The following is an 18,478-nucleotide window of genomic DNA, read 5'->3' as shown; positions in this document are numbered from 1 at the left end:
GTAAACAATGAACGAAATTACTATTATCAAGCCAGATGATTGGCATTTACACTTTCGTGATCAAGAGATGTTGCTTGAAACTGTTCCAGCAACAGCACGTTGTTTTGAGCGTGCGGTGGTGATGCCTAATTTGGTTCCGCCAGTCACCACGGCAGATTTAGCAATGAGCTATAAGGCACGCATTTTAGCGGCACGCCCTGAAGGTAGCTCTTTTACTCCAATTATGACGATTTATCTAACAGATAAAACGAGTGTTCAAGATATTCAAGAGGCCAAAAAAGCGGGTGTTTTGGCGGCTAAAATGTACCCTGCAGGCGCGACGACTAATTCGGATTCTGGCGTGAGCTCGTTGGAATCACTTTACCCTGTGTTTGAGGCTTTGGCTGACAATGATATGTTATTGCTTATTCACGGTGAGGTAACTCAAAAGCATGTTGATATCTTTGACCGTGAAAAAGAATTTATCGATCAACATATGGTTAATATTGTAGAGCGCGTGCCAAATCTTAAAGTGGTATTCGAGCACATTACAACGAAAGACGCGGTTGATTTCGTATTGGCGGCTCGTGATGGTGTGGCAGCAACGATCACGCCTCAGCATTTGTTGCTAAACCGAAATGATATGCTGGATGGTGGTGTTCGCCCACATAACTATTGTTTGCCTGTGCTTAAGCGTAGTACCCACCAAGAGGCACTTCGAGCTGTCGTTAAATCTGGTTCACCTAAGTTTTTCCTAGGAACGGATTCAGCACCTCACGCGAAGCATCGCAAAGAATCTGATTGTGGCTGTGCAGGTTGTTACAGTGCTTGGTCTGCGCTTGAGCTTTATACGCAAGTATTCGATGAGCTAGATGCTCTTGATAAGTTAGAAGGCTTTGCGAGTATCTATGGGGCTGACTTCTACGGTTTGCCGCGTAATACAGAAACAGTGACTTTGGTTCGTGAATCTTGGGAAGTGCCAAACAATATCACTTTACCAAACGGCGAGCCAATAGTGCCTTTCTTTGCTGGCAAGCAAGTCTCTTGGAAATTGAAATAATTAGAGATTAAACTTTATCTAGAGAAAGCCGAATTCAGCAATGGGTTCGGTTTTTTTATTGTGTTTTAGAGTTATGGTTAGGTGGGTAGTGTGAAAAAATTAAAAGTGAAGTTTGGCTTTGATTGCACGAGGGGTAAAAAGAAAATAAATGGTGCGGATGGAGAGACTCGAACTCTCACGCCGTGAAGCACTGGAACCTAAATCCAGCGTGTCTACCAATTCCACCACATCCGCATGTCGTGTTGACGGGCGAGATATTACCTATATTTTCAGTCGATGCAAGTGTTTTCGATGAAGTGTTTATAATTATTCTCTTAATGGCGCTTGCTGTTTTTTATAAACAGAAACGAGGACATATAAAGTGAAAAGTGATCTAATATTGTTACCCTAAATCGTTATACTTGCAGAGTTTAAATATGGAAAGTCATTCCGTCTATTTGCTATTAAACCCCCTTGATCTTGCCACGTTTTTTGTCTTTTTTGCTTGTTGGTGGGGGTACGCTTTTTATGCCCAATATAATTCCAAGCGTCGCTCTTGCTTAGTGAGTGTGCTTCACCAATTTCGTTTAGCTTGGATGTCTAGGCTTCTAAGAAGAGATAACCGAATTGCCGACGCGTCAGTGATGGCGAATTTAGAGCGAAGCAGCTTGTTCTTTGCTTCCAGTAGCCTATTGATTATTGCTGGCTTATTTACTGCCTTTAATTATTCTGAAAAAGCGATTGGTATTTTATCGGATTTTTACCTTCTGGCGCCGATGAGTCAGCAAGAGTGGGAGTTGAAAATTATCATTCTGGTGGCCATCTTCTCCTATGCATTTTTCACTTTCACATGGTCTGTAAGGCAATATAATTTTTGTTCTGTTCTAGTTGGCAGCGCGCCACTTGCGACAGAGCGCGGTATAGAAGACAGTGAGCGTGAATTATACGCAATGCACATGGCTCAAATTTGTAGTCTAGCAGCCAATCAATTCAATTACGGGCTTCGTGCGTTTTATTTTGCAATGGCGTTTTGTGGCTGGTTCCTTGGCCCATATTTCTGTATGGCGGCGAGTGTTATGGTGGTGGCGGTACTGTATCGCCGCGAATTCCGTTCTAAAACTTTTAAAACATTGAGCCGCGGACTCGTTATGAAATCTCATGCTTCCTAATTTCCCCAAACCTTTACCTGAAGATGATAAGCCTGTTAATCGTACCGTTAATGTTGATGACAGGCTGTACCAGTACTTAGTTGATGTATCCGTACGTGAAGATGATTTATTAAGAGCTTTGCGCCGTGAGACGGCTCAGTATCATATGGCGCGTATGCAGTTGTCGCCAGAAGTAGGCCAGTTTTTGGCCTTGTTGGTCAAATTGCAGGCACCAAAAAAGCTCCTCGAAATTGGTGTTTTTACGGGCTACAGCACCTTGTCTATGGCGATGGCGATGCCAAAAGAATCAAGGCTTATTGCGATCGAAAAAAAGCAGATGTGGCTAGATATTGCGGCTCGTTATTTAGATCAAGCGGGCGTGATGGATCGTGTAACGACTTTTTGTGATAAAGCTTTGTCAGTCATGGAAGCTTTATCACAAACTGAGCGCGAAACGTTCGACTTCATCTTTATCGATGCAGATAAGCAAAACCTCTTAGCTTATTATCAGTTAGCCAAGAAATTATTGCGTCCAGGTGGTTGTTTGTTGATTGATAATACCTTGTGGTGGGGGAATGTTGCGGATGAAGCCTTTACCGATAAAGACACCAGAATAGTTCGTGAGTTGAATAAAACCATTCATGAAGATACGGAAGTTGAGCTATCGCTCATTCCTATTGGTGATGGTTTGACCTTGGTTCGAAAAAGTATCTAAAGCCTGATCGTAAATTGATCAGGCGTCTTCGCTATTTCTTCCTGAATACCTTTAGCTTGTTTATATCCATAAACTTATTGTGACTTTTTTACTTCTTTTAGTGAGTTAGCCTCTTGAAATTGCTCCAAGAGGCTTTATCTATGAGGCACAAGTGAAACGAAATACGCCTTTGGTTTTGTCCGAAGGTTCATTCAAATAGGAGCAAGTTACAACATGGCAACTGATACTCAAAAAGAAACGTTAGGGTTTCAAACGGAAGTTAAACAACTACTTCATTTGATGATCCACTCTTTGTACTCCAACAAAGAGATCTTTCTACGAGAGCTTATTTCGAACGCATCCGATGCGGTAGATAAGCTTCGCTTTGAGTCTGTCGCTAACGCAGACCTTCTAGCAGAAGACCCAAACTTACGTGTTCGTATTGAATTTGATAAAGAAACGAATACGGTTGTTATCGATGATAACGGTGTAGGTATGTCCCGTGACGAAGCGATTGCTAACCTAGGTACGATTGCAAAATCCGGTACGTCTTCTTTTCTAGAGCAATTGAGCGGCGACCAGAAAAAAGACAGCCAATTAATTGGTCAATTTGGTGTAGGCTTTTATTCTGCGTTCATTGTTGCAGATAAAGTAACTGTGGAAACGCGCCGTGCAGGTGCTGCGCAAGACGAAGCGGTTCGTTGGGGATCGGATGGTTCTGGCGAATTTACTATCGAGAACATTGATAAAGATTCACGCGGTACGCGCATTATTTTGCATCTTAAAGCAGATGAGGCTGAATTTGCTGATAACCATCGTCTTCGCCATTTAGTTACTAAGTATTCCGACCATATTTCTATCCCTGTTGAAATGGAAAAGCCGGTTTATCCAGAAATGGATGAAGAGGGCAACCCTAAGCCAGTGGAAGAAAATAAAGCGCCAGAATATGAAGCAGTTAACTCTGCAAAAGCGCTTTGGACTCGCCCTCGTAACGAAGTAACTGATGAAGAATACCAAGAATTTTACAAGCACATTTCTCACGATTACCAAGAACCTTTGAAGTGGTCTCACAACAAAGTAGAAGGTAAGTTGGAATACTCAAGCTTGTTGTACATTCCATCCAAAGCGCCTTACGACCTTTGGAATCGTGATATGCAACGCGGCCTAAAATTATACGTTCAGCGTGTATTTATCATGGATGAAGCAGAAGCATTCCTACCTCCTTACATGCGTTTTGTGAAAGGTGTAGTGGACTCAAATGATTTGTCTTTGAACGTGTCTCGTGAAATTTTGCAAAACGACCATGCGGTTGATTCTATGCGTTCAGCATTGACGAAACGTGTGCTAGACATGCTAGGCAAGATGGCGAAGAACGAACCAGAAGATTACCAAAAATTCTGGGACGAGTTTGGTAACGTTATCAAAGAAGGTCCAGCAGATGACATGGGCAATAAAGACAAAATTGCCGGCTTGTTACGCTTCAGTTCTACAAACACGGATGCCGCTGAGCAGACTGTGTCTTTGGCTGACTACATCGAGCGCATGAGCGAAGGTCAAGATAAAATCTATTACATCTACGCTGAGAGCCATAACACGGCAAAAAACAGCCCACACTTAGAAATCTTGCGCAAGAAAGGTTTTGAAGTCTTGTTGTTGAGTGATCGTATTGATGAATGGATGATGTCTTCTTTGCAAGAGTTTGAAGGTAAGCAATTCCAAGATGTCACTAAAGGTAAGCTAGACCTAGCAGACTCTGAAAACGAAGAAGAGAAAAAAGAAAAAGAAGAAAAGGCAGAGCAAATTAAGCCGCTTCTTGAGCGCATGAAGTCTGTTCTTGAATCTAAAGTCACAGCAGTTAACAGCACAGACCGTTTGACTAACTCGCCTGCCTGTCTGGTTGTTGGTGAATACGATATGGGTCTGCAAATGCGCCGTTTGCTTGAGCAAGCAGGTCAGCAGTTACCAGAGTCTAAACCTAGCCTTGAGGTGAACCCAGATCATCCAATTGTGGCGAAAATGGATGCTGAAACGGATGAAGATCGTTTTGCAGATATGGCGTGGTTGTTATTTGAACAAGCGACTCTATCTGAAGGCGGTCAGTTGGAAGATCCAGCGACTTTTGTTAGCCGTATGAACAAACTGATCGTGCAGCTAAGCAAGTAAAATCTATACCTAAACAGTTATAGTCTAAGCCCATATTTGCTTGCAAATATGGGCTTTTTTTACGGGTTTTAAAAGTGGATTTGCGTATAGAAATAAAATCGTATAGCGTTAATGAGTGCTAAGGAATAGCGCTTTTATTATCAATGGAGTGAGTCATGTTTATATTTAAAAAATGGTTAGTCTGTGTATTGTTACTTCCCCTGTTTGTCCTAGCTGAGCCTGATGTTCAATTGGCGAAGGTGTACTCGGATGACACTCAAATACAAGATTACTTAGTCAGTGAAAAATACGACGGGATTCGTGGAATCTGGACAGGAAGCGAGTTATTAACTCGCCAAGGCAACGTTATCAATGCGCCTTCATGGTTTACCGAAAAATTGCCACCAGTTTGGTTAGATGGCGAACTGTGGTCAAAGCGCAATGATTTTGCTTACATCATGTCCACTGTGAGTAAGCAGGTTCCAATAGACAGTGAGTGGCGTAATATCTATTACATGGTATTTGATGCACCTGATAAAGCGCGTTTATTCACCTTTTATGAGCGTTACCAGCGCTATACCGCCATCGTTACTGACCTTAATCTTCCTCATGTTTTACCTGTTGAGCAATTTTCTGTAAACACGACCGACGAGTTGAATAAATTATTGTCGTCTTATACGGACAAAGGGGCAGAAGGCTTGATGTTGCAGCGCAAGCTTGCACGTTTTGAATCTGGGCGTACTGATAATCTCTTGAAGCTAAAACCTCATATGGATGCCGAGGCAGAAGTGGTGGAAATATTAAAAGGATCGGGTAAATACCAAGATGTGATGGGTTCTTTAGTCGTGAAAATGCCTTCAGGGTTGCGCTTTAAAATAGGTACAGGCTTTACGGATGCGGAACGAGAAAATCCGCCAAAAGTTGGAGAGATTATTACTTACAAATATCATGGTTTTACCGAACGCGGGGTTCCAAGGTTTGCCAGCTATATGCGAATTCGTGATACCCATTTTTAATTGACTGATTCTAAGTTGAGACGGTAGTGGAAATTTATTGTTTACCAGGCACCATGTGTGATCATCGGCTCTGGGGCTTCACACAACAGGCTTTAGGTCGCTCTATTACTTTGCATCATATTGCTATCCCAATGGAAGAAAGCCTTGAGTCTATTGTGGACGCCTTGGCGAAATCCTTGCCTGATAAGCCAATAGACCTGTTAGGCTTTTCTATGGGGGGATACCTTGCGAGTCGTTTTTCGGTTAAATACCCAGAGCGTATTAATCGTCTAATGGTTTTGTCTAATACGGCAACAGCTCTATTAGACAGCGAGCGGAAGCAGCGTGAAGTGGCCTTAAATTGGGTCGCTGCCCAAGGGTATCGTGGTATTCCGCGAAAAAAAGCGGTTGCTATGCTGGGAGAGAATAATAAAACCAATGACATTTTGATCAGCTTAATTCAAGACATGGACAAAACACTGGGCGAAGAGGTGCTAATACAGCAACTTAAAAGTAGTTTAGATCGCCCTGATGTATTGTCAGTGCTTGAAACTGTGCATTTTCCTCTGTGTTTCGCCCTAGGGCAACATGATGGGTTAATTTCAAAAGAGACGATAGACAGGATGACAAGCGTGTCTCGATTTGATGTCAGAATGGTAGCGTGTGGTCACATGTTGCCATTAGAGCAACCAGAATGGCTGGCGAGTTTAATAACGGGATTTTATGAAGGTGCGTAGCTCAACCACACTCTAATATTGAGTTAGAGTGTTGGGCAAAAGAGTTGATGTAAGGTCAGAATCATCTCTTTGACTCTGTTGTCTCCAATGCTATAGAAAATGGTCTGTGACTCACGTCGAGTGCTAACTAAGCCATCTTTTCTTAACACTGCAAGATGCTGAGACAATGCAGACTGGCTTAATGGAAGGTGTTCGTTTAGTGCTGTGACGGAAAGTTCTTGATCAAGAATGTGGCATAAGATCATTAGGCGATTTTCATTGCTGAGTGCCTTCAGAAACGTAGCGGCCTGGGCGGACTGCTTTGCCATATTTTCCATGGTGAGGTATTCATTGCTCATGATCGTGCTCTCGTTAGTATTTTCGCATCCGACTTAGTGCGATAAAGAGTAAATTCATCCACATTCTCTGTGGATAAATAGGGTAGTACTGCTGTTTGATAGTGGCTCTTATCAAGTAGGGCGGTCATTATATTGTTTTGTACGTTATTCATACAATGACCGCGACTAATTGGCTTATTTGTCTAAGTCGAAATTAGTCCAAATTGGAGCATGATCCGATGGCTTTTCAAGTGCACGTAAATCGTAATCCACATCGGAATCGGTTAAGTAAGGGGCGAGACCATTCGAAGCCATAATCACATCAATTCTTAGGCCACGCTTAGGTGTGTCTTCAAATCCCTTCGAACGATAGTCAAACCAGCTGAAACGATCATTCTTGGTAGGGTTAAGCTGGCGGTAGGTATCTGTCAAACCCCAGTCTGCCAATATTTTAAACCACTCTCTCTCTTCGGGTAAAAAGCTGCATTTACCAGTTCTTAACCAGCGTTTTGCATTTGGCTCGCCAATGCCGATGTCCAGATCCGTTGGGGAAATATTGATATCGCCCATAACGATGATCTTTTCATCAGGAGAATGCGCGGCAAGGTATTCCATTAGGTCCGCATAAAATTTCCGTTTTGCGGGAAACTTAGTTTCATGGTCACGACTTTCACCTTGAGGAAAATAGCCGTTCAATACTTTCACTGGGCCTTGCGGCGTATCAAAAGTAGCAATGATCATGCGACGTTGTGCCTCTTCATCATCACCTGGAAAACCGTACTCAACGCTAGTGGCTTCTTGTTTACTAAAAATAGCAACGCCGTAGTGAGATTTCTGTCCGTAATAGTAAGCGTGATAGCCAACAGACTTAGGAATTTCGTGAGGGAAAGCGTCGTCGTGGACCTTAATTTCTTGCAAGCCAATGACATCTGGCGCGTGTTTCTCTACTAAAGCTTCGATTTGATGTGGACGAGCACGCAAGCCATTGATATTAAAAGAGACAAATTTCATGTGAATGATTCCATAGCGAATTTTCTTAATGATACCCAGTTGCGTAGGAGTCATAAAGGGATTTACCTATCCATTGCTATAGATTGTCTTGTCTCTTATAAAGCCTGAGCTGATAATCCGATGAGGACGACATCGATAATTTAAAAAAAGGCGACTATGATACCCTTTAGTAGAAAGCTTCCGGGAATGATGCCTAACGTGGTGTAGGCAAATAGGAAACGTTGCTCAGGGTTTATTTTTCTGATTACGGCGAGTAAAAACAATATTGCAAATAGGCCTAAACTTAGTGCCATGCCATAGAGGAATGAGCCGCAAAAGTGTGGCAAAGCAGCAAAGGCAAAGGCAGAAATATGGATGCGTGTTAACTCTAAACTTTCTTTGTTGCTGCGAAAAATAGTCAGGAGAGAAAGAACAACTGCGAGCCCGTATAAAACAATCACATAAGTTGGCCATTCATAACTCAGTGGATTATTTAAATGAAAAGTCGAAAAGCTGAAGTTCGAAAGGAATGTCCATGCTGTTTTAATGGCGATACTAACGCCAAAGGCACCGATAGAGAAAAAGAAAAAAGCAACCACAGCACCGCCAGCGGTCGGACCTGCCTTGTACCCCTCAATAATTAAGAGCACGACACTTAACGCCGCACTTAATGGTAGCCAAAGCCAATAATCGTCACTAAAGAGCGGGATAAATGGTAACGCCATTATAATGAAGAATGACTTCCCATCGTCTTTTTGAAAAAAGTAAAACGCCATGATGGCGATGTAAACTAGGGTAATGAAATCGGGCATGTAACTTCCTTGTAGTATGATCTTTTGCTGAGATTTGTTGGTAAGGTTATCGTTTGTTTAATGGTACCGTAGTAGCCTTTAACGATACATTTTTTATGTTCATTATGTGTATCTAAAGAGAAATGAATATCTACAGTATCTCTATTTTTGGTTCTGCCTTCTTCTCAGAGGGTAGGGCTGTTAAACTGCTCTCATATTACATCATGAATGATTTTGGAGACTAAGAATGTCTTATCAGTACGATTTATTTGTTATTGGCGCCGGTTCTGGTGGTGTGCGTGCTAGCCGTGTTGCGGCATCCAAAGGCTATAAAGTGGCGGTTGCCGAAGGCAGTGCTTTAGGTGGAACTTGTGTGAACATTGGCTGTGTACCGAAAAAATTATTTGTTTATGGTTCAGAATACGGTCATGGCTTTGATGAAGCGGCTGGCTTTGGTTGGTCTCATAAAGGTTTAGAGTTTAACTGGTCTGTTTTACGTGATAATAAAACCAAAGAAATTCAGCGCCTAAACGGCATTTATGGAAATTTGCTTGGTAATGCTGGTGTTGAACTTATTACGGGTTATGCGAGCTTTGTCGATGAACACACCGTCATGGTGGATGGCAAAACTTACACCGCAGAGCGAATTTTGATCGCCGTTGGTGCCAAGCCGTTTATTCCTGAGTTCCAAGGCAGTGAATTGGTGGTTAGCTCTAACGAAATGTTCTTCTTAGAAGAGCTACCTAAAAAAGCTCTTGTTGTGGGCGGTGGTTACATTGCGGTTGAATTTGCGGGCATTTTAAATGGCTTGGGCGTTGAAACCAGCCTTGCTTATCGCGGTGATCAATTACTTCGTGGTTTTGATGAAGACGTTCGTGGGTTTGCCAGCGAAGAGTACGCAAAGTCTGGTATCGATGTGCGCTTGAATACGGATGTTGAAAGCATTGAACTTACTGATGCTGCCAACCCAAATGGTGCTCGTACCGTGCATTTCAAAGACGGTCATACAGAAGAGTTTGGTTTGATTCTATATGCAACGGGTCGTGTGCCGAATGTTGAATCTTTAGCACTTGATAAAGCGGGGATTAAAACAGGCAAAAATGGTGCCGTGATCATTGATAATAACTTCACCACCTCAGCGAAAAGTGTATTTGCCCTTGGGGATGTGACAGACAATATTCAGCTAACCCCAGTAGCGATTAAAGAAGCCATGGCGTTGATCGCTTATTGGTTTGAAGGCAAAGAAGTCGATTTTGATTACGACAACATTCCAACGGCTGTCTTCAGCCAGCCAGCGATTGGCACTGTTGGTTTAACCGAGCAAGAAGCAGAAAAACGAGGCCTAGACTTCCGTGTTTATCAAACCGACTTCCGTCCAATGAAACACACGTTAAGTGGTGGTACTTCTCGTTCCCTAATGAAGTTATTAGTGAACAATGCCGACGACAAAGTTATTGGTGCCCACATGGTAGGCGATTACTCTGGCGAGATTATCCAAGGCTTGGGCATCGCTATTAAAGCAGGCGCTACCAAAGCGGACTTTGATGACACTGTGGGTGTTCACCCAACTAGTGCTGAAGAATTTGTTACTTTCTCGGCGGGTTCGCTTAAGAAAAAATAAACTCAGAATTGCTTACTGAGTAAGTAAATGAAAACAGACGCCTTGGTAAATTTTATCAGGCGTCTTTTTTATAAGCGTCTATTTCACATACGTTTTCTCTATCGGCATAGTCTTAATTTCGATTGCCACGATAGGTTGTCTTCTTTAGTGTTGCTAGCACTAGTAACACGCACTTTAAAGATAAGAGATTACGATGAACGAAGTACTCACGACGTTACAACCAACAGCCATTTGGCGACATTTCCAAACACTATGTAATACTCCTCGACCTTCTTTCCACGAAGCCGAACTAAGAGAACACCTAATCAAATGGGCGACTGAGTTAGGTCATGAAACCTATGTGGACCCAGTTGGGAACCTATTAATTCGCAAAGCCGCTACCAAAGGCATGGAAGACAGAGAAACCGTTGTCTTACAAGGTCACCTAGACATGGTCGCGCAGAAGAACGCCGACATTGATCATGACTTCGCCAAAGACCCCATTGTCACGCAAGTGATCGATGGCTGGGTTCATGCAACAGGAACCACACTTGGAGCCGATAATGGCATAGGTGTCGCGGCCGCTATGGCCGTATTGGAATCGACTGACTTAGCCCATGGGCCAATTGAAGCCTTGTTTACCATCGAAGAAGAAACCAGCTTACGTGGCGCACTACAGCTAGAAGAGGGTATTCTAAAAGGCAAGATTCTACTGAACTTGGACTCTGAAGACCGTGGTGATGTCTACATTGGTTGTGCGGGTGGTATGGATATCAACATTGAAAAACAATACTCCGCTATTGCTGCTGATAGCCACAAAAAAGCCTTCAAAATTACCATCTCAGGCTTGCGTGGCGGACACTCTGGTTTAGATATTCACAAAGGTCGTGCCAGTGCCAACGTGTTAATTGTACGTTTATTAAACCTACTGAAAGAGCATTGTGACTTTGGTTTAAGTGCTTTTTCTGGTGGCACGCTTCGCAATGCAGTCTCCCGTGATGCAGAAGCGACGATAAACGTTAGCACTGAAGACCAAGCCAAACTGTTTGCCTTTGTTGAAGAGTTTGAACAAGCCACTAAAACAGAATTTAGCGCTACGGAAACGAATCTTACTGTGACATTAGAAACCGCTGAACTAGATTCGGAACTGAAAGAAACGGACAAAGACGCCTTGTTAAACGCTATGTACTGTGCACCTCATGGCGTCCATCGCATGAATGCGGACCTAGACGGTGTAACAGAAACCTCCTGCAACTTTGGCGTGATCAACCTGCGCAACACGGCAGATGGCAAAAAAGCCTTTGATGCTTGCTTGTTAGTGCGCTCTCTTGTGGATTCCGCCGTAGAGCACCTTGCTTATGTGGCAAAATCTGCGTTTTCATTGATTCAAGCTGAGGTAAAATTAGAAAACGGCTACCCAGGCTGGCGTCCAGATCCAAAAGCAGGCTTGCTCAAGCATTTCTTAACGGTTCACACAGAAGTTATGGGGCACGAAGCCAATGTGAAAGTCATCCACGCCGGACTAGAATGCGGCATTATCGGCGCGAAATACCCCGGCATGGAAATGGTGTCATTCGGCCCTAATATTCGTGGTGCTCATTCTCCAACTGAACGCATGGAGATAGACTCCGTTGGGGATTTTTGGCGACTACTTGTGGCTCTTTTAGAATCTGTTCCAAAAGTATAAGTTTTTGGGTTTTTGTACATAACTCGAACCGAGTGACATTCTCTTCGATATCAGGTGAATGTCACTCTTATCCTCGTTAATCAGAATCCCTATGCGCTGCTGGGTCGAGCCTTTTTATTACCAAATAGACTGCTGACATTAAAAGCGCTTTTAAAAAGGGTTTTGGCCCTGAGGTATCCAAATCCTTCCATTTATCAGCTCAAAGTAGCAGCATCTGAAAAACTAGGTTATGTGAAGTAATGCTATTTAATATATCTAAAAAGCAGGAACGATTTCATTGTCTGCTTTTTTTACGCCTATAAATATAAGTGAAACGGCTTTTCAAAAAATATTGAATAATGTTTTATCGCTGCTATAGTAGAAGAATCTAAAACAATAATGCAAAGAGTTATCCTATGTTTGTTTACAATAATGAAGTCCCTCTGGAAGATCTTGGTGCGGGCGTTTCACGCAAAATCATGGCTTATTCAGATCACATCATGGCAGTAGAGGTGCACTTTGAAAAAGATGCCATCGGCCCACTGCATAATCACCCACATGAACAGTTAACCTACGTACTGTCTGGTAAGTTTGAGTTCACCATAGGGGATGAAACCAAAACTGTAGGTCCTGGCGACACGCTTTATAAAGAGCCAAATGTTATGCATGGCTGTCGCTGTTTAGAGCCGGGCGTCTTGCTGGACAACTTCACTCCAGTACGAAAAGACTTTCTATAAACTGCTTTCTTGTTCAATCATATTAATAATGGCAACGTCATTGCCATGGCGTTTGCCAAAGGTTTTGCTTGCGCCTGTTTGGAATATGACTCTGCACACACAACTCGAATCGAGTGACATTCCCTTCGAAACTACCGCCTACCTCAGGTGAATGTCACTCTTATTCTCGTTAATCAGATCCCCATAGCAGGTAGAATTACTAATAGTAGGGCGCGATGAGGGAGGAACGACCGTGATCCGCCGTTTGGCTTATGCCAATGCTGTATACTTTAAATCACCTTGATATTACTTTTGCTTGCGCTTGTTTCGCATGCTCAACGCAAAACCAAACCAAGGTGATTGGCAGGCGTTAGCTCCGAAGTTATTCGTTACCTCGAACAGACTTTGTCGTAACTCATTGTAGGGAATCATAAGCGAAGCGTAATGTGCCGTTGAAAGCGAAGCTTTGATTTTCTATGTGGAGATATGACTTCATACTTCAATTTCAATGCTTTTAAAATTTGCAATAACCGAATCGCTATACATCGATTAAAACTGAGCGGATATACAGTTTATTTTCGAGATGACTGATTATTGGCACGGTTTGCCTGAAAAATAATCGCAGTATTGCGCGCTTTGGCTGGCAGTAAATAAAAAAGTCTTTTAGTATCAATCAACAAGAATCTACAGAGCATAAATAACGCGCTGTGGATAAATGAAATAACGCGCACGCTCGCTTTTCCAGTTTTAACTTTTGTTGATATTTCTATTAATGGCTTTAGAGTCAGTGACTTATAGTGATAATAAGGAAGTTTCTGAAATGTGTAAACGCGCATGCGCACTATTAAAATGTTAAATGCAAATGATCATCGAGTCTTTACGCTCTATCCATAAGAAGCATCGCCTTTCAGAAGGGGATGTTTCTTCGCATACGAAGTCAGCACAGCGCATATCGTCTGAGTGGCAAGAAGCTGTATGCAAGGATGCGGTAGAAGCAGAGGTTAAGGTTTCACCGGAAAACAATGAGCGCATTGATGTTGTTGACCACTGCGTTAATGTCGCGTACGAGCTAAAAGTTTCGGGTAAGAACACGCACCATGAATTTTATAAAGACCTTATTAAAGTTCTTGCATACAATGAATACCAAGAGACTGAAAATAGAATATCCAAGTTGGTTTTTATCAGCGAGCCAGTCGGCATTAAATCATTATCAGCCCGTTTGGACTCAAAATTCATCAAAATGTTGTCAGCTAATCACGAATTATCCATCGAGCTGGTCAGCATTTAACAAGCAAAGGCAGCGGACACCAAAAAGCGGCGCTCACTGCTTTGGGCGTTAAATTTTTCAGAGAGTACAGATGTCACTTCCACCATATAATTCGAGTGTGTACTGGAAAGAGTACGAAATAGATACCCCTACATTTGACTTGGCACCGGTTGAAAAACCGGACATGTCGCCATTTCTATTTCATATGACGGGTAAGAATCAAATATTATCTATACTTTCTGATGAAGAAATAGGTGAGGGTAATGGCTTTCTGAAAGCCTGTATTCCTGAAAGTAACGAAGGGAAGTATAATGCAAGTGTAGTTTGTTTTACTGAGTCCCCTACCTTCGCTCTAGATTTTTTCAGATATAGAAGTTTTCGACGTTGGTCTGACAACCAAATGTTTGGAATTGGTTTTTCAAAAAGTGCTCTTGTAAAAGCAGGAGTACGTCCTTGTGTCTACGCAGACGATGAGCTTAAAACGAATATAATAAATTTAAAGTATTACGTAGAAAATCTAGAAATCGAAAATGAAAATTTCGCAAAATGTCTGCAAACGCTTTCAGATAGGCTTTACCCGCTAACCACTCCTCTCCTAGAAAATTTCGCATCTCAGGGCTTTATGTGGGAACGTGAGTGGAGACTGTGTCCTACTGAGAAACCAGAAGGGTTATCATTTCCATTTGAATCTATTCGTATAATCTGCTGCCCTGCTAGTGAAGAGAATGAGATCAAAGAAATCCTTGGAGACCATTCTAGAAATATAAATTTTGTTAGGTCATGGAAAGAATATAATGAAGTTGTAGATTATTTAACCAAACGCAAGTCAGATTTATACATTCCTGATTCCGTAACCGCTCCGCATGAGCAAGAACGTCTCGAAGATCTCAAAGAACAGTTGAATAAACACAAATCTTTATTCAATAAGCTCTCTGGATACCGCGAAGTTATTGAACGATTCGAAAACCCAAGTGAATCACTGGACGTATCTATAAAAGAAATAGAAGATAGTATTGCTCAAATTGATCAATCAATCAGAAAAATTGAGAGCAGTGCAAGAAAAATTTAACAAGCCCATCCATGCGACCGCCTACGGCGGCGCATGATGGGGGCGTTAAGGTTCTTATGCTCAGATTTTTTTATTTATTCATATTTCTACTGGGAGGTGTAATGAGTTCTAATGCCAATAGCGAAGTAGTCCGGGATTTGACTGAAAATGAAATTAAGTTGTTGTCTGAAATTGATTCCTGGGGACATCAATTAATAAATATATATGCCAAAGGTGAGAATATCTCCCCATCCTTATTGGATGAAGTATTTAAATCATGGAAGCTAGATCCCTCTGAACAAAGGCTCGAACAGAAATATGTAATCTATGGGTTAAGTAAGCTTTATGGGGATTTCATTATTAATAGTAAGGATTGCAGTTGGAAGGTTATTGTAGATGAGCACGGTGCAGATTTTATGATTCACTCTTCAGCTGGGTCAAATATATTTGTGAAGGATATTGTTTTAAAACGAGCAAGATCGGAAGATGATGAATTTGGATTTTTTCTAGCAACTTGGAACGCTGTTAATTCTGAAGAGTGGCTCGGCCTTTTTCCTCCAAAACCTTAACAAATAGTTGGTGATCGCACCTGCGGTGCTGGGACGGTTAAACTTCGCTCGTACCTAGCTACGTTTCACCGCCCCACAACAAAAGCGTTAGGAATATTAATGGCTTTAAAGCTCGAAATCAGCATTGAAAGCTGTTGGCGTGGGGAGATTTTAGATACAGTGGCAAAAGTCGCTGAATTTGAACTATTTGCTCATGAATCAATTCCAGGACTATTTGGATTGGAGTCCGGCAAAGAAAAGCCAATGACATTGACAAATAAAGATATAGCTTTTGTCTGGGCCGCAAAAACAGCTAACGGCAGTTATTTATTTAGCATCAGCCATAACAATAAAAAAATCTTCTCGGCACAAGCGAATAGCGATATATATGTAGAAGCGTATTTACCTGATGCAAAACTCTACCAATTCAATCTAAAAGAATAAAAAGTTCATTCGCACATATTAATGTCCTAAATATAGCAGAGCATTAGATGTAGTAAATTCCTAACAAATGGTTCAAACCGTTCGCTCCGCTCACTGGGACGGGCTAAAGCCCGCCCCTTAGCTTAATCGTTAACATTAAAGAGCCCAATTCAATGCCTTCACCAAATCCCGTAAAAATCATGTCATTTGAAACACCTAGCGATCTCGATGAGTGGCTTAAGGTGAATCACGCGGTTGAAAGTGAGTTGTGGGTAAAGATATTTAAGAAAAACTCTGAGGTTCAAAGTGTTTCTTGGAATGATGTTGTGGTGGAGGTTTTATGTTGGGGTTGGATTGATGGTGTGAAAAAGTCATTGGATGATGAATCCTACCTTCAACGAATAACACCACGAGCTGTACGAAGCACTTGGTCTAAAAGAAACACGGAACATGTGGAGCGTTTGATAAGCGAAGGCCGAATGAAGGAGCCTGGGCTTGTACATGTTCGCGCAGCGAAAGCTGACGGTCGCTGGGAAAAAGCTTATGTAGCGAGTGAAATGGAAGTGCCTGCAGACTTTTTAGCTGCACTGGAAGATCAGCCGAGGGTAAAATACTTTTTTGAAACGCTTAATAAGTCGAGTCGTTATGCGATTGCTCATGGCTTAATGAGTGCGAAGAAACCTGAAACTAGGCAGCGGCGATTTGAAAAATTTTTGGACATGCTTATCAGAGAAGAAAAACCGACTTAGTCTCTATGACATTCAAAAGATCATAGTAAGGTGCTCAAACTCTTCGAATTGGTAATAGGTGAGGTAAGTAATAGAAAAAGGGCGCATGCCCCTTTTCTATAAATTGAATGAAAATAAGTGTCTGCGAGCCAATGTTAAAGCTTAGGCCCTTTGCCTCTGATTGCTCTGGATACAAGTGAAATCACCAATAATACTACGAAAATAAAGAAGATGATTTTTGCAATTCCCGCCGCGGCACCAGCAATACCTGTAAAGCCTAGAACCCCTGCAATAAGGGCGATGATTAACAATAATACAGTCCAGCCTAACATGTCGTTCTCCTTGTCTTAGTAAATGATACTTATCGAAAGTTGACGATATTTTCAAAGCTCATAACTCATAATCAACGATTAAAAACATAGCAAGCTTAGAGTTATAAAGTCAACCAACTGGTCAGGATTGGATCAATAAGTCACAAAGTTGATACTTTGCTAACATAATCGAGTTAAGTGATTGGCTTTAAGGGGGCAGGGAGTTGCATAAAATACTTAAGCCCTTTTGGCATGATGCGGGACATGATGCTGGAAGCTCCGTTTTTGCGCAGTTAAGAATGACCTATTATAAAATCGAAAGGCTAATGAACTTGTTCTTATCGTAACTAAATGGGATTTTTCTACGATTGAGTGTCACACAAGAGAGGTAGTTAGGCAGAATATGTCATAATAGCCAGATCAAAGATGAGGTTGGATGATGGATTCACAGGCGCTGACGATAGAATTGGATGATGAGCAGTTTGAGGCAGTTTTGGGTGACAACTTATTGTCGTCGTTACTTTCTCAGGGGGCGGATGTTCGTTACGGTTGTCGCGCTGGCGCTTGTGGTGCGTGTCGTCTTTATGATGCGAGCAATTGCGAGTCGATTCTTTCCTGCCAAACTACTGTTGCTTCGTCTATGTCATTAACCCAGCAAACACTGGCTGAGTCTTCTACTTTTTCTGTTCTAAGTAATGTTTCCCTTAATGATGATTCTATTGAGCTTGTGTTGTTAGGGCCAAGTGATGATTCTTTTGGCGACCGTGTTTTTGTGTCCTTACCATTTAAAGAAACAGGTGAAGAAGCGAATTTTGAGCACGCTCATTTTTATGAGTGTATGGCTTTAAATCCTGCGGGTGCGCCTTTGAAACTGGTGTTGCAAAAAGCGGAGTTAAACGAAAAGGATTGGTTGCGAGCCTTGGCGCTTTCGGCTGAGGATCAGGTGGCGGTTCAGTTATCGACAGGCGTTAGGAAAGGGCGTTTGTTGTTTGAAATGGACATTGCAGACGCGCCTGTTGTGGTGATTTCTTCGCCTGGAAATACCATGTTCGAATCTTATTGGCGTGAGGCATTGTTGGACTTTACGCCAAACTTTGTTGGGCATTTTACTCTGTTTGATAATACTGACCTGACGCTTAGTTTAGCCGACGATGCGTTAATTGCTTTTCTGCAAGAGGCATTGACGAGCTCTGGCGGTACTTCTTTACAACTTATTTATCATGGACAAAGCGTGTCGGCGAAAGATTGGGCGATGTTATTACGTCCGTTAAGGGTCCATCTGAATCAGTTGCATTTTGTTCGGTAACTTGGCCTTTTTATTTTTATGCTTATTTTTATA

At 42.1% G+C, this 18,478-nt stretch carries 19 protein-coding genes and 1 tRNA gene; 15 read left to right on the top strand and 5 right to left on the bottom strand.

The features are described from left to right. The first annotated feature begins 7 nt into the window (after positions 1-7). Positions 8-1,039: a dihydroorotase gene (gene pyrC / locus DFP77_RS15195; protein WP_114413079.1), complete on the top strand. Its 1,032-nt coding sequence runs from the start codon at positions 8-10 to the stop codon at positions 1,037-1,039. Positions 1,040-1,188: 149 nt separating this feature from the next. On the opposite strand, the gene DFP77_RS15190 is transcribed toward pyrC, so the two are convergent. Beyond that, positions 1,189-1,273, bottom strand: a tRNA-Leu gene (locus tag DFP77_RS15190). Between the two features lie 182 nt (positions 1,274-1,455). Between DFP77_RS15190 and DFP77_RS15185 the strand changes: the two genes are divergently transcribed. From DFP77_RS15185 to DFP77_RS15165, 5 genes are all read left to right on the top strand, one after another. Then, entirely contained in the window at positions 1,456-2,187 is a 732-nt protein-coding gene (locus DFP77_RS15185; RefSeq protein ID WP_114413078.1) for a DUF599 domain-containing protein, read from the top strand. Next, positions 2,177-2,881, top strand: a complete 705-nt coding sequence (locus tag DFP77_RS15180) for an O-methyltransferase (protein WP_114413077.1) — start codon at positions 2,177-2,179, stop codon at positions 2,879-2,881. Before DFP77_RS15185 ends, DFP77_RS15180 begins: the two co-directional genes overlap by 11 nt. Positions 2,882-3,094: 213 nt before the next feature. Further along, positions 3,095-5,023: a molecular chaperone HtpG gene (gene htpG, locus DFP77_RS15175; RefSeq protein WP_114413076.1), complete on the top strand. Its 1,929-nt coding sequence runs from the start codon at positions 3,095-3,097 to the stop codon at positions 5,021-5,023. A gap of 155 nt (positions 5,024-5,178) precedes the next feature. Continuing rightward, positions 5,179-6,018 carry a DNA ligase gene (locus DFP77_RS15170; RefSeq protein ID WP_114413075.1) on the top strand — a complete coding sequence of 280 codons (840 nt, stop codon included), beginning with the start codon at positions 5,179-5,181 and terminating at the stop codon, positions 6,016-6,018. Between the two features lie 26 nt (positions 6,019-6,044). Then, the gene (locus DFP77_RS15165) at positions 6,045-6,734 is read left to right on the top strand and encodes an alpha/beta fold hydrolase (RefSeq protein WP_258861185.1); all 690 of its coding nucleotides are present in this window, start codon (positions 6,045-6,047) and stop codon (positions 6,732-6,734) included. Between the two features lie 23 nt (positions 6,735-6,757). Here the strand turns inward: DFP77_RS15165 and DFP77_RS15160 are convergent, their stop codons facing one another. From DFP77_RS15160 to DFP77_RS15150, 3 genes are all read right to left on the bottom strand, one after another. Beyond that, positions 6,758-7,072 (bottom strand): ArsR/SmtB family transcription factor, encoded by a 315-nt coding sequence (locus DFP77_RS15160; protein WP_181858570.1) that lies wholly within the window; start codon positions 7,070-7,072, stop codon positions 6,758-6,760. 174 nt (positions 7,073-7,246) lie between these two features. Then, entirely contained in the window at positions 7,247-8,062 is an 816-nt protein-coding gene (gene xthA, locus DFP77_RS15155; RefSeq protein ID WP_114413087.1) for an exodeoxyribonuclease III, read from the bottom strand. A gap of 140 nt (positions 8,063-8,202) precedes the next feature. Further along, positions 8,203-8,853: a hypothetical protein gene (locus DFP77_RS15150; RefSeq protein WP_114413074.1), complete on the bottom strand. Its 651-nt coding sequence runs from the start codon at positions 8,851-8,853 to the stop codon at positions 8,203-8,205. Positions 8,854-9,079: 226 nt separating this feature from the next. On the opposite strand from DFP77_RS15150, the gene gorA reads away from it, so the two are divergent. The 8 genes from gorA to DFP77_RS15110 all read left to right on the top strand — a co-directional run bounded on the left by gorA (position 9,080) and on the right by DFP77_RS15110 (position 16,849). Then, the gene (gene gorA, locus DFP77_RS15145) at positions 9,080-10,453 is read left to right on the top strand and encodes a glutathione-disulfide reductase (RefSeq protein WP_114413073.1); all 1,374 of its coding nucleotides are present in this window, start codon (positions 9,080-9,082) and stop codon (positions 10,451-10,453) included. Between the two features lie 193 nt (positions 10,454-10,646). Then, positions 10,647-12,119 carry an aminoacyl-histidine dipeptidase gene (locus tag DFP77_RS15140; RefSeq protein ID WP_114413072.1) on the top strand — a complete coding sequence of 491 codons (1,473 nt, stop codon included), beginning with the start codon at positions 10,647-10,649 and terminating at the stop codon, positions 12,117-12,119. 395 nt (positions 12,120-12,514) lie between these two features. Further along, positions 12,515-12,835 carry a cupin domain-containing protein gene (locus tag DFP77_RS15135; protein ID WP_114413071.1) on the top strand — a complete coding sequence of 107 codons (321 nt, stop codon included), beginning with the start codon at positions 12,515-12,517 and terminating at the stop codon, positions 12,833-12,835. 835 nt (positions 12,836-13,670) lie between these two features. Next, positions 13,671-14,102 (top strand): hypothetical protein, encoded by a 432-nt coding sequence (locus DFP77_RS15130; protein ID WP_114413070.1) that lies wholly within the window; start codon positions 13,671-13,673, stop codon positions 14,100-14,102. A 70-nt stretch (positions 14,103-14,172) separates the two neighbouring features. Continuing rightward, on the top strand, positions 14,173-15,150 hold the full coding sequence (locus DFP77_RS15125) for a hypothetical protein (protein WP_114413069.1): 978 nt from the start codon (positions 14,173-14,175) through the stop codon (positions 15,148-15,150). 101 nt (positions 15,151-15,251) lie between these two features. After that, positions 15,252-15,698, top strand: a complete 447-nt coding sequence (locus DFP77_RS15120; RefSeq protein ID WP_147270563.1) for a hypothetical protein — start codon at positions 15,252-15,254, stop codon at positions 15,696-15,698. A 99-nt stretch (positions 15,699-15,797) separates the two neighbouring features. Then, positions 15,798-16,121 (top strand): hypothetical protein, encoded by a 324-nt coding sequence (locus tag DFP77_RS15115; protein WP_114413067.1) that lies wholly within the window; start codon positions 15,798-15,800, stop codon positions 16,119-16,121. Positions 16,122-16,273: 152 nt separating this feature from the next. Then, entirely contained in the window at positions 16,274-16,849 is a 576-nt protein-coding gene (locus DFP77_RS15110) for a YdeI/OmpD-associated family protein (RefSeq protein WP_114413066.1), read from the top strand. Positions 16,850-16,983: 134 nt separating this feature from the next. On the opposite strand, the gene DFP77_RS15105 is transcribed toward DFP77_RS15110, so the two are convergent. Next, positions 16,984-17,160 (bottom strand): DUF1328 domain-containing protein, encoded by a 177-nt coding sequence (locus DFP77_RS15105; protein ID WP_113917703.1) that lies wholly within the window; start codon positions 17,158-17,160, stop codon positions 16,984-16,986. Between the two features lie 415 nt (positions 17,161-17,575). Here DFP77_RS15105 and DFP77_RS15100 point away from each other — a divergent pair, with 415 nt between their 5' ends. Continuing rightward, positions 17,576-18,445: a 2Fe-2S iron-sulfur cluster-binding protein gene (locus DFP77_RS15100; RefSeq protein ID WP_114413065.1), complete on the top strand. Its 870-nt coding sequence runs from the start codon at positions 17,576-17,578 to the stop codon at positions 18,443-18,445. Positions 18,446-18,478 lie beyond the last annotated feature (33 nt).

This window comes from Marinomonas foliarum, assembly GCF_003337275.1.
Lineage (GTDB): Bacteria > Pseudomonadota > Gammaproteobacteria > Pseudomonadales > Marinomonadaceae > Marinomonas > Marinomonas foliarum.
Note: the sequence above shows the minus strand (reverse complement) of the source record. Positions and strands in the feature narration are given on the sequence as shown.